We start from the raw sequence: 12,419 nt of genomic DNA, 5'->3' as shown, positions 1-12,419 counted from the left end.
CTCCCCTGCGGGGGAGGGTTGGGGAGAGGGCACAGACAGCAGCCCTTAAGCAAACGCTGCCTGAAAAACGCAAGCTCAGCCCTCTCCCTAACCCTCTCCCACGGGAGAGGGAATAAATTACAGCGCCATCAATATTTTCAGACGGCATCGGTAAAGAAACCTATCCATGAACGCTTTCAACCTCATCATCATCGGCGACGAAATCCTGCACGGCAGCCGCCAAGACAAGCATTTCGCCTTTTTCAAATCCCTGCTGGAATCGCGTGGGCTGAAGCTCAATCAGGTGCAATACCTGCCCGACGAACCCGATTTGCTGGTCAAACAACTGCGCCGCAGCTTTTCAGACGGCCTGCCGACTTTCGTTACCGGCGGCATCGGTTCCACGCCCGACGACCACACCCGCCAAGCTGCCGCCGCCGCTTTGGATTTGCCCGTCGTCCGCCATCCCGAAGCCGCCAAGTTCATCGAAGCCGTTACCCTTAAACGCGGCGAACCGCTCGATGCCCCCGAACACGCCCAACGCCTGAAAATGGCGGACTTTCCCGCAGGCGCGGAGCTTGTGCCCAACCCGTTCAACAACATCGCCGGATTTTCCATCCGCGAACATTATTTCTTCCCCGGCTTCCCCGTGATGGCGCACCCGATGGCGGAATGGGTTTTGGATACTTATTACGCCGACCGTTTCAACCAAACCGAACGCGGCAGCCGCAGCGTGTATGTGTTCGGACAGCCCGAATCGCGCGTCGCGCCGATTATGGAATACGTCGAACACACCTACCCGGGCGTGCGCTCTTACAGCCTGCCCAGCGTCGGCTGGCAGAATGCGGACGGAACGGCGGTCAAACCGCATATCGAGTTCGGCATCAAAGCGGAAGGCGGGGCGTGCCGCGATTTGGACAAAGCATGGGACGAAGTATTGCAGCGTTTGAAAGATGTGGGCGCGGAGTTGAAAGATACGCCCGCTTGAGGCGCAGGATGAAATAAAAAGGTCGTCTGAAAACCTGTATTGGTTTTCAGACGACCTTTTTGAGTCTGTCAATCTTTTGCCATTATCTTGGAAGCCGCCAGAAGCTTTAACAACAAACGGCTGCGGAATACATGGCACAAAAGGCGTACGTCGCGGCGGCGGTTGAATTTGCTGGGATAGCCCGCCATTCGGAAATCGTAGCCGTTTTCTTCCAGCCTGCGGAACAGTTCGTCCGTAGAAACACCGCTTTTAAGCATCGAAACCAAATGGATGAATTGGAAGGAATCCCGTATTTCCAATAACCTGCGGGCAACTTTGGGCGGCTGCCCAGGCGTAGTGAGCAGGCGCGTATATTCCCTTACTGCCAAACCGATATCGTCGAGGTATTTCTTCGTCTGCTCGGGCGTACGCTTGCTGCGCATGGCGGATTCGGGATTATCGACATAATCATAAACAACGGTGTTGCTGGCAATGACGGTGTTACATTGTAAAAGATACTCGGTCAAAAATACGCCGTCTTCCAGATATTTCATGCCTTCAATAAATTTCAGCCCCGTTTTTTCCAGCAGACTGCGTTTGTAGATATACGACCAAACGCACGACCAAAACGGATAGCGGTCCATATACTCCGCCAAACCGATAATCTCGTCTTCATTGGCGGGATAGCGCGCATCGACATTGAATTGAAGGACATCCGCATCAGTATGCTTCATTTTTTCAACCAAACCTGTCAAAAGCGGAGGATCGATATTGTCGTCATGATCCATAAACATCACATATTCCCCGCGCACTTTGGACAAACCGATATTGCGCGCCCTGCTGACTCCGCCGTTGGGCGTATCAATCAACTGCGCCTGCAATTCGGGATGTTCATTGAAAAACTGCCTGAACTGAGCCGATGTATCATCGGTAGAGCCGTCGTTTACAACAATAAATTCCATCCCTTCGACAGCCTTATGCAGACCTGCAAAATGACGGCACAAACCTGCCACAAATTTCCCGCCGTTATAGACAGGAACAATTAGTGAAACATTTATCGGCATAAATCTGCATCCTGATGAGTGGTAAACGACTAAAAATAGACATCTGCGATGTATTTAAGTTTCAAAAACGATCCCGGCGATGATGATAATTTTTGCAAAAGGTCGTCTGAAAACCATATTTTAAGGTTTTCAGACGACCTTATTTAACGTTTCAACACCCTCTAATGCGTTTCCACCCGTTTGAAATCTCTCGGTCGGAAACCCATCGCAGCCAGCGAAACGAAATACAAACCGCCGCCTATCGCAATCAGGATGCACAACTGCCCTGCTTTGCGCAAACCGCCGACATGCACCCACTCAAACGGCAGGTAAGTCTGCGCCGCCCACAGTCCGCCGCCCATCACGGCAAGCGACAGCAGCATTTTACTTAGGAAACTCCCCCACCCTTTACCCGGTCGGTAAATACCGTGCTTGCGTAACAGGTAAAACAGCAATCCCGCATTGATACACGCGCCCAGACCGATGGCAAGCGAAAGCCCGACGTGTTTCAAAGGGCCGATAAAGGCAAGGTTCATCAACTGTGTGCAGACGAGCGTAAAGATGGCGATTTTGACGGGCGTTTTGATGTTTTGCCGTGCATAGAAACCGGGTGCCAACACTTTAATCATGATTAAGCCGATTAAGCCGAAAGAGTAGGCAATCAGCGCATGTTGCGTCATCTGCGCGTCAAACAGCGTAAATTCGCGGTACATAAACAGCGTCGCCACCAGCGGGAACGACAATACCGCCAACCCGACCGCCGCCGGCAGGGTCAGCAGCATACACAGTCGCAAACCCCAGTCGAGCAGTCCGGAAAACTGCTCCCTATTCCGATTGGCTGCATGCTTGGACAAAGTCGGCAGCAAAATCGTACCGAGCGCCGCACCTAAAACACCGCTGGGCAGCTCCATCAGGCGGTCGGCGTAATACATCCACGAAACGCTGCCCGATTGCAGATAAGAAGCGAAAATCGTGTTGATCACCAAAGAAATCTGCGCCACGCTCACGCCCAAAATCGCAGGCGCCATCTGTTTCATTACGCGGTTGACCGCCCTATCTTGAAAATTCAGCTTAGGCAGTTTCAAAAAACCCAGTTTCGCCAGCCAAGGCAGTTGGAAGCCGAGCTGCAAAATTCCGCCGACAAAAACTGCCCAAGCCAGCGCGGTAACGGGCGGATCAAAATACGGTATGAAATACAGCGAAAAGACGATAAAAGAAATATTCAAAAACGTCGGCGTAAACGCGGGAATGCTGAATTTATGATAAGAATTCAGTATCGAACCGACAAAAGAAGACAACGAAATCAATAAGATATAAGGAAACGTAATCCGTAGCAAATCGATAGAAAGCTGGAATTTGTCCGCATCCTTGGCAAAGCCGGGCGCGGAAGCCCAAATCACCCAAGGCGCGGCAAGAATACCCAGAGCGGTAACGATCACCAGGACAAACGACAGCATCCCCGCCACATGGCGGATAAACGCCTCCGTCGCTTCTTTCGAACGCGTTTCCTTATATTCCGCCAAAATCGGCACGAACGCCTGGGCAAACGCCCCTTCCGCAAATATGCGGCGCAGCAGGTTCGGCAGTTTAAAAGCCACAAAAAAGGCGTCGGTCGCCATACCTGCACCAAACGCTCGGGCAATTACCGTATCGCGCACAAATCCAAGTATGCGCGACACCATCGTTAAGCTACCGACCTTGGCCAAAGCCCCTAACAAATTCATCCGTTTTATTCCTTCAAAAGTCCAGACGTCGTCTGAAAGCGCGTATTGTACGACAGAATCGAACAGAACACTTTTTCAGACGACCTCTTTCAACACCATCATTTCCCTACATGAAACTGTCTTTTTCACATCAAACCATATATCAAACCGCCAAAATGCAATAAAATCTCCCATTTAACCAAACTATCACGGAGTAAACATGAAACTGAAAGCCTTGGCTCTTACCGCCGCCCTGCTGGCCCTGACCGCCTGCGAAAACAAAGCCCAAACCAGCGTCCCCGCCGACAGTGCGCCTGCGGCTTCAGCAGCCTCCGCTGCGCCTGTCGCTTTAGTTGAGGGGCTTAACTACACCACACTCAGCACGCCTATTCCCCAACAGCAGGCAGGCAAAGTCGAAGTCCTCGAATTTTTCGGCTACTTCTGTCCGCACTGCGCCCACCTCGAACCCGTTTTGAGCAAACACGTCAAAACCTTCAAAGACGACACCTACCTTCGTACTGAACACGTTGTTTGGGGCGATGAGATGAAACCGTTGGCGCGCCTTGCTGCCGCCGTCGATATGGCGGTCGCAGACACCAAAGACATTGCAAACAGCCATATCTTTGATGCTATGGTTAATCAGAAAGTCAAACTGCAAGACCCTGAAACCCTCAAAAAATGGTTGGCCGAGCAAACCGCTTTTGACGGCAAAAAAGTCCTCGCCGCCTACAAATCCCCCGAAAGCCAAACCCGCGCAGACAAAATGGCAGAGCTGACCAACACCTACAAAATCGACGGCACGCCCACCGTCATTGTCGGCGGCAAATACAAAGTCGAATTTGCCGACTGGGAATCAGGTATGAAAACCATAGACCTGCTTGCAGACAGAGTACGCGAAGAACAAAAAACTGCCAAATAATCCCCAAAAAGCAAACAGCCGTCCGAAACCGCGATTTCAGGACGGCTGTTTTCACAAAACATCCGGCAAAAAACCAAGCGGGACAGAGAAACGGGCGCACATCCCCCATATCCCTTATAATATCCCCCATTCCCATTTTTTCAGACGACCTACGACACAAAAGGTCGTCTGAAACCCAAAATACAAGAGAACACCATGAAATTCATCGACGAAGCAAAAATCGAAGTCGCCGCAGGCAAAGGCGGTAATGGCGCAACCAGTTTCCGCCGCGAAAAATTCGTACCGCGCGGCGGTCCCGACGGCGGCGACGGCGGCAAAGGCGGCAGCGTGTGGGCAGAAGCCGACGAAAACACCAACACCCTCGTCGAATACCGCTTCGTCAAACGCTACCAAGCCAAAAACGGCGAAAAAGGTCACGGCTCCGACCGCTACGGCGCAGGTGCGGACGACATCGTCCTCAAAATGCCCGTCGGCACCCTCATCCGCGACCTTGACACCGACGAAATCGTCGCCGACCTCACCCACCACGGCCAGCGCGTCTGCCTTGCCAAAGGCGGCAAAGGAGGTTTGGGCAACATCCACTTCAAATCTTCCGTCAACCGCGCGCCCAAACAATCCACGCCCGGCGAAGAAGGCGAAACCCGGTCCCTACAACTCGAACTCAAAGTCCTCGCCGATGTCGGCTTGTTAGGCATGCCCAATGCCGGTAAATCCACCCTGATTACCGCCGTATCCGCCGCGCGCCCCAAAATCGCCAACTACCCCTTCACCACCCTGCATCCGAATTTAGGCGTCGTGCGCATCGACGAAAACCACAGCTTCGTCATGGCAGACATCCCCGGCCTGATTGAAGGCGCAGCAGAAGGCGCAGGCCTCGGCCACCGCTTCCTCAAACACTTATCGCGCACCGGCTTGCTGTTGCACGTCGTCGATTTAGCTCCCTTCGACGAAACCGTCAACCCAGCCGAAGAGGCACTCGCCATCATCAACGAATTGCGCAAATACGATGAAGAACTTTACGGCAAACCGCGCTGGCTCGTGCTGAACAAACTCGACATGCTCGACGAAGAAGAAGCCCAAACGCGCACTGCCGCCTTCCTCGAAGCCATCGGCTGGGACTACCCGAAACCAGACGACCGCTTCCAATTTGACATGGAAACCCCGCGCCTCTTCCAAATCAGCGCACTGACCCACCAAGGCACGCAGGAATTGGTACACCAAATCAACCAATACCTGACCGAGAAAAAACGCATTGAAGCTGAAAAAGCGGAGGCGGAACAAGCGGCGGCAAATACTGAGATTGCCGAGCAGCAGCCTAAAACGGATACAGGCGTATTTAAACCGGAGTAAAAAAGAAAGGGGTTCAGACGATATTTGTTCTACAAAAAGGTTGTCTGAAACAATTTTAAAGCAAGATTGAAATGGATTAAAAATGTCATCTAACCAATATATCCAGTCGCTTGAGTTGACAAACTTTACCGTTCTTCCAAACGATACTTTCGAATTTTCTGAAAATCTCAATGTTATTGTTGCCGAAAACGGTTGTGGCAAAACACATTTGTTAAAAATTTTATACAGCCTGCTAGAAGTAACATCTAACACCAAAAACAGATTACTGAAAACAGAATTGCAAAAAAGTTTTGCCGATAAATTACTGAATGTTTTCCGTCCCGATTCCTTGGGCAGGTTGAGCAAACGTTTGCAGGGGCGTGGACGTACGGAAATTGTTTTAAAACTGCAAAACGGTATTACGCATAGTAGGCTGAATTTCTCTAGCAATTCATCATCGCAAGTCAATATCGAAAGTATCGGGCTGAAAGAAAGTGAACATACTCCGACGCCTATCTTTTTACCCAGCCGTGAATTAATTACACTTTGCCCTTGGTTTACTTCTTTGTATCAAAACCAAAGCATCCCTTTCGAAGAAACTTGGTTTGATACCTGTATGCAATTAAATCACCCGCTTGCCAAAGGTCCCAGAGAAACCAAAATTCGAGAATTACTTGAACCTCTTGAGAACGCAATGGGAGGAAAAGTATCTGAAGAACAAGGAAGGTTTTATCTATCGCTGACAAACACGGGCGGTAAGATTGAAGCACCTTTGGTAGCAGAGGGTTTGCGGAAATTTGTCATGATTGCCCGGTTAATCGCAACAGGGGCATTGCTAGATAAAGGCTATCTATTTTGGGATGAACCGGAAGCTAATCTGAATCCTAAATTGATCAAAGTGGCTGCCCGTATTATTTGGTCTTTATCTCAACAAGGCATTCAAGTCTTTATTGCGACACACTCTTTATTCCTATTGAGAGAATTGGAACTTTTGAATTTTGAAAATAAAACAAATTTACCTGTACGTTTTTTCTCATTGGTTGCTTCCGATGATGGAACAAAAGTAGAACAAGGGGACAGCATTAATGATTTGGATACATTGATATTGTTAGATGAAAGCATTATGCAGGCAGACAGGTATCTGAATATTTGAGGTTAGGCTATGACCATAATCAAAGAAAAGAGATTAACTTTTACTTTTCCTGAAGATTACCGTGCTACCAAATATGATAATTGGGAACATTATGAAATTTTTCAGAACAGTTGTAATTTACGTAACAAAATTGATATAAATGAAAAAGGGAAAAATGGGATAGATCAAAGTGTGGATAACGATAGTGGCAGCTCAGGTGTAGATATAATAGCTCTTCATGAATCGACACTTTGGCTAATTGAAATCAAAGATTATTACCAACTTGAGTTTGAGCCAAATTCTCAATCAATAGATGAAAAATTATCTGACCTACCATATTTAATCGCAAGAAAAATTCGAGATTCATTGGCAGGATTGGTTTCCGCTAAATTTAAAGCAGAAAAGCAGGAGGAAAAAGATTTTGCTCACTCAGCTTTAAATTGCAACGAAATAAAAATAGTTCTTCATATTGAAATGCCTAGTAGTATAAGCAAACTTTCTCCTTCTTCATTAGATATAGCCTCATTAAAAGTTAAGTTTAAAACATCAAAGTTTACAAAAACATTTGAGAATTGTTATGCAAAACCAATCTTCACGAATATCAAACATATTAATAACGGGCAACCGTGTGATATTCCTTGGTCTGTATCTACAGGAACAGAACAGCAATCATCATCCGAGCAACAAAGATCAATCCATAATCCTATGACCACCATCTACAACACCCTGACCCGTCAAAAAGAACCCTTCACCCCCATCGACCCTAAAAACGTGCGTATGTACGTTTGTGGCATGACTGTTTACGACTATTGCCATTTAGGCCATGCTCGCGTGATGGTCGTGTTCGACATGATTGCCCGCTGGCTGCGCGAGTGCGGTTATCCGCTCACTTATGTGCGCAACATCACCGACATCGACGACAAAATCATCGCCCGTGCGGCTGAAAACGGCGAAACCATCGGCGAACTGACCGTGCGCTTCATTCAGGCCATGCACGAGGATGCCGATGCTTTGGGCGTGTTGCGTCCCGACATCGAGCCGAAGGCGACGGAAAATATCCCGCAAATGATTGCGATGATTGAAACCCTGATTCAAAACGGCAAGGCTTATCCTGCTGCAAACGGCGACGTTTACTACGCCGTGCGCGAGTTTGCCGCTTACGGACAATTGTCGGGTAAATCGTTGGACGACCTGCGCGCAGGCGAGCGTGTGGAAGTCGATGGTTTCAAACGTGATCCGCTTGATTTTGTGTTGTGGAAAGCGGCGAAAGCAGGCGAGCCCGCATGGGAAAGCCCGTGGGGCAACGGCCGTCCGGGCTGGCACATCGAATGCTCTGCCATGAGTGAAAACCTGTTCGGCGATACTTTCGACATTCATGGCGGCGGCGCGGACTTGCAATTTCCGCACCACGAAAACGAAATCGCCCAAAGCGTCGGCGCAAGCGGTCATACCTGCGGCCATGACCACGCGCAAACACATCACGGTCAAAGCATTGCCAGCCACGTCAAATACTGGCTGCACAACGGCTTCATCCGCGTGGACGGCGAAAAAATGTCCAAATCGTTGGGCAACTTCTTCACCATCCGCGAAGTGTTGAAACAATACGACCCCGAAGTCGTGCGCTTCTTCATCCTGCGCGCCCATTACCGCAGCCCGTTGAACTATTCCGACGCGCATTTAGACGACGCCAAAGGCGCACTGACACGCCTGTACACCACCTTGAAAAACACTCCTGCTGCCGCGTTCAAATTGTCCGAAAATGCCAACGACTACACCCGCCGCTTCTACGCCGCTATGAACGACGATTTCGGTACGGTCGAAGCCGTTGCCGTATTGTTTGAACTGGCAGGCGAAGTGAATAAAACTAACGACGCACACCTCGCCGGCTGCCTGAAAACCTTGGGCGGCATCATCGGTCTGCTGCAACGCGATCCGACCGAGTTCCTGCAAGGCGGCGCGGTTTCAGACGGCCTCTCCAACGAAGAAATCGAAGACTTAATCGCCCGACGCAAACAGGCGCGCGCGGATAAAAACTGGGCAGAGTCCGACCGCATCCGCGACCTTCTGAACGAACACAAAATCATTCTGGAAGACAATGCCGGCGGTACGACTTGGCGGCGCGGCTAATTTGCTTTGATATGAAAAAAGGTCGTCTGAAAACATTTTCAGACGACCTTTATATATGTGGATTAAATTTAAATCAGGACAAGGCGACAAAGCCGCAGACAGTACAGATAGTACGGAATCGATTCACTTGGTGCTTCAGCACCTTAGAGAATCGTTCTCTTTGAGCTAAGGCGAGGCAACGCCGTACCGGTTTAAATTTAATCCACTATATTTGATTGGAAACCGTGATGTGTGTACTTTAATCTTCTAACAGGTTCTTCTTGATGACCGCAGGATTCCCAGCGGCGACGCAATATGGCGGCACATCTTTGGTTACCACAGACCCTGCGCCGATGACTGCCCCTTTACCTACCCGGACACCGCCCATAATAATCGCGCGCCGTCCGATCCAAACATCATCCTCAATCACAATCGGATTGACTTCCGTATAGCCCTCATATTTCAAAGTTTCTCGATTAAACTTGTGATTATTGGAATAAAACAAACATTCCGGCCCCATCATGACATTATTGCCTATCGTCAGACCGTAGCATATTTCGCAATTGACACCGACCCCCGAGTTATCGCCGATCACCGTATCCGGCATGACATACGCGCCCTTTTCAATATTGACGTTTGTGCCGATATGAGGCGACACTCTTTTTGCTAAAAAAACACGGACTCTTTTAGCAGGCGTGCCTAAAACACGACAATACGACGGCGGCAGCAAACCGCTGACCACACGCAGAATCAAACCATTTATTTTTGCCTTCATTCCTATACGGTCCCTCATTCGATAAATATATGCCATCAGACCTATATTTTGCATAAAGTTCAAGAATAAAGCAAAAATTCTTAAAAAATTACTCAAATAAACAATACGATAAATAATTCAGCACCTTATTATCCCAATCATCATTTCAAGAACACAAAAAAATGCCGACAACCTCTCTCGGGCAATATCCTCTTGACGGAACAGAAAAAAACAGCGAAAATCCGACTCTTGTCTGAAGCATAGGTACATCCCCTATGCCCGCTTAACCGAAAGGAAACAAAATGAAACAAGATATCCACCCTAATTACCACGAAATCAACGTTACCTGCTCTTGCGGTAACAAATTCGTCACCAAATCCGCGCTGGAAAAAGACAGCTTCAACATCGAGGTTTGCTCTTTGTGCCACCCGTTCTACACCGGCACTCAAAAAATCGTCGACACCACCGGTCGCGTGGACAAATTCAACAACAAATTCGGCAACCTGTTCAAACGCTAATCGCCGCTTTGCTGAAATAAAAAGACTGCATTTTATGCAGTCTTTTTTGTTTTATACGTCGTCTGAAAATGCATTTTCGCCAGATTAAAAACCAAACCCCTCCTTTCAGACGACCTACCGCCGAATCTTTGCTAAACTACACGAAAATACGTTCAACCCCCTCAAAGCTATGCTCACTTACACCCCGCCCGATCCGCGACAACCTGCCAAAACCCATGAAAAACCCTGGCTCTTGCTGCTGATGGCATTTGCCTGGCTGTGGCCGGGCGTGTTTTCGCACGACTTGTGGAATCCCGCCGAACCCACCGTCTTTACCGCCGTCGAAGCCTTAGACGCAGGCGCGACGCCGTTGGTCGCCCATGTGTTGGGGCAGCCGGATTTTCAGATTCCGCCCGTCTATTTGTGGGTGGCGGCGGCGTTCAAACACCTGTTGTCGCCTTGGGCGGCGGACGCTTATGATGCCGCGCGGTTTGCGGGCGTTTTCTTTACGATTATCGGGCTGACCGCCTGCGGTTTTGCCGGATTCAACTTTTTGGGCAGGCACCACGGGCGCAGCGTCGTCCTCATCCTGATCGGCAGCATCGGGCTGCTCTCGGTCGCACACTTCCTCAACCCCGCTTCGGTCGCCTTTGCCGCGTCGGGCATGATATTGTGTGGCTTTTCGTTGGCGCAACGCCGCGTCATTACCTCCTCCCTGCTGCTGGGCGGCGGCTGGGCATTGCTGTCGCTTTCATCGGGCTATCTGATGACCGCCGCGCTGATGTTTTTAGCCCCCGCCCTGCTGCTCGATGAGAAATGGCGCGTCAAACGCTATTACCTGACGCTGGTCGGCGCGTTCGCCATCGGACTGCCGCTCTTGACGGTTTATCCGCTCATTTTCTCCAGAACCAAGCCCGAACTGTTTTCCATCTGGCTGCACCACCACTCGCTCGGCGCATTCGGCGGATTGGGTGGTTTTCAGACGACCTTCAGCCTGTTTTATTACCTGAAAAACCTGCTCTGGTTTACCCTGCCCGCGTGGCCGCTCGCCGCATGGACGTTAAGCCGCCCCCGCATACGCGAAAAAAACTGGAGCGTATTGTGCATTTCGTGGTTCCTCATCGTCCTCAGCATTCTTGCCGTCAGCCCGCAACGCCTGCAAGACAACCTCGTTTGGCTGCTACCCCCGCTCGCCCTGCTCGGTGCGGCGCAACTGGACGGACTGCGGCGCGGCGCGGCGGCGTTTATCAACTGGTTCGGCGTCATGGCGTTCGGACTTTTCGCCATTTTCCTGTGGACGGGCTTCTTCGCCATGAACTACGGCTGGCCTGCCAAACTCGCCGAACGCGCCGCCTATTTCAGCCCGTATTACACGCCTGACATCGACCCGATACCGATGGCGGTCGCCCTGCTGTTTACCCCGCTGTGGCTGTGGGCGATTACCCGCAAAAACATCCGCGGCAGACAGGCAGTGACCAACTGGGCGGCAGGTGTTACGCTGGCGTGGGCATTGCTGATGACCCTGTTCCTGCCGTGGCTCGACGCCGCCAAAAGCCACGCGCCCGTCGTCCTCCAAATGGAAGCCTCCCTCTCCCCCGAACTGAAAAAACGGCTTTCAGACGACCTCGAATGCATCAGCATCGCCAACGAAGACCACCGCGCACGCATCGCTTGGGCGCAATATAGCAACTTGACACTCCACACCGACGACGCTGCCTGCCGCTACCGTCTGGTGCAGCAGCCTAAAAATACCGACGCGCCACCGGGCTGGACGAAAATCTGGCAGGGTGCGCGCCCGAGAAACAAGGTGGAAGGCTTCGCCTTGCTGGAGAAAGCGGAATGAATCCGCTAGGGGCGTGAATGGCAAACGTCGTCTGAAAATCGGTTTCAGACGACGTTTTTTCATGAGAATTTGAGTATCGGAAACATTGTTTGCAAGAATGCGTCTGACAGGTATTTGATATAGTGGATTAACAAAAATCAGGACAAG

10 protein-coding genes are annotated in these 12,419 nt (G+C 50.4%); 7 read left to right on the top strand and 3 right to left on the bottom strand.

Going from position 1 to position 12,419, the window contains the following annotated elements; genetic code table 11:
- The first annotated feature begins 166 nt into the window (after positions 1–166).
- The gene (locus HMPREF2907_RS01770) at positions 167–967 is read left to right on the top strand and encodes a competence/damage-inducible protein A (RefSeq protein ID WP_070679402.1); all 801 of its coding nucleotides are present in this window, start codon (positions 167–169) and stop codon (positions 965–967) included.
- Between the two features lie 68 nt (positions 968–1,035).
- Here the strand turns inward: HMPREF2907_RS01770 and HMPREF2907_RS01765 are convergent, their stop codons facing one another.
- Together HMPREF2907_RS01765 and murJ are read right to left on the bottom strand one after the other, a co-directional pair.
- Positions 1,036–2,010, bottom strand: a complete 975-nt coding sequence (locus tag HMPREF2907_RS01765; protein WP_083310642.1) for a glycosyltransferase — start codon at positions 2,008–2,010, stop codon at positions 1,036–1,038.
- 161 nt (positions 2,011–2,171) lie between these two features.
- Entirely contained in the window at positions 2,172–3,713 is a 1,542-nt protein-coding gene (murJ, locus tag HMPREF2907_RS01760) for a murein biosynthesis integral membrane protein MurJ (RefSeq protein WP_070679396.1), read from the bottom strand.
- A 199-nt stretch (positions 3,714–3,912) separates the two neighbouring features.
- Between murJ and HMPREF2907_RS01755 the strand changes: the two genes are divergently transcribed.
- The 4 genes from HMPREF2907_RS01755 (at position 3,913) to cysS (ending at position 9,199) form a co-directional block, all read left to right on the top strand.
- Positions 3,913–4,611, top strand: coding sequence for a thiol:disulfide interchange protein DsbA/DsbL (locus tag HMPREF2907_RS01755; protein ID WP_070679392.1), 699 nt, complete (start codon positions 3,913–3,915; stop codon positions 4,609–4,611).
- Between the two features lie 195 nt (positions 4,612–4,806).
- Positions 4,807–5,961, top strand: a complete 1,155-nt coding sequence (gene obgE / locus HMPREF2907_RS01750; RefSeq protein ID WP_060975251.1) for a GTPase ObgE — start codon at positions 4,807–4,809, stop codon at positions 5,959–5,961.
- An 82-nt stretch (positions 5,962–6,043) separates the two neighbouring features.
- A complete protein-coding gene (locus HMPREF2907_RS01745; RefSeq protein ID WP_070679389.1) occupies positions 6,044–7,093 on the top strand; it encodes an AAA family ATPase in 1,050 nt (349 codons plus the stop codon).
- A 684-nt stretch (positions 7,094–7,777) separates the two neighbouring features.
- Positions 7,778–9,199, top strand: coding sequence for a cysteine--tRNA ligase (gene cysS, locus HMPREF2907_RS01740; protein WP_070679386.1), 1,422 nt, complete (start codon positions 7,778–7,780; stop codon positions 9,197–9,199).
- 238 nt (positions 9,200–9,437) lie between these two features.
- Here the strand turns inward: cysS and HMPREF2907_RS01735 are convergent, their stop codons facing one another.
- The gene (locus HMPREF2907_RS01735) at positions 9,438–9,953 is read right to left on the bottom strand and encodes an acyltransferase (protein ID WP_377084714.1); all 516 of its coding nucleotides are present in this window, start codon (positions 9,951–9,953) and stop codon (positions 9,438–9,440) included.
- A gap of 281 nt (positions 9,954–10,234) precedes the next feature.
- Between HMPREF2907_RS01735 and rpmE the strand changes: the two genes are divergently transcribed.
- Positions 10,235–10,450: a 50S ribosomal protein L31 gene (gene rpmE / locus HMPREF2907_RS01730; protein ID WP_016686438.1), complete on the top strand. Its 216-nt coding sequence runs from the start codon at positions 10,235–10,237 to the stop codon at positions 10,448–10,450.
- Between the two features lie 169 nt (positions 10,451–10,619).
- Positions 10,620–12,272, top strand: coding sequence for an ArnT family glycosyltransferase (locus HMPREF2907_RS01725; RefSeq protein ID WP_070679380.1), 1,653 nt, complete (start codon positions 10,620–10,622; stop codon positions 12,270–12,272).
- The last annotated feature ends 147 nt before the right edge of the window (positions 12,273–12,419 follow it).

The organism is Neisseria sp. HMSC055H02 (assembly GCF_001813335.1).
In the GTDB taxonomy this organism is placed as follows: Bacteria; Pseudomonadota; Gammaproteobacteria; order Burkholderiales; family Neisseriaceae; genus Neisseria; species Neisseria sicca_C.
This window is presented reverse-complemented; position numbering and strand designations above follow the sequence as displayed.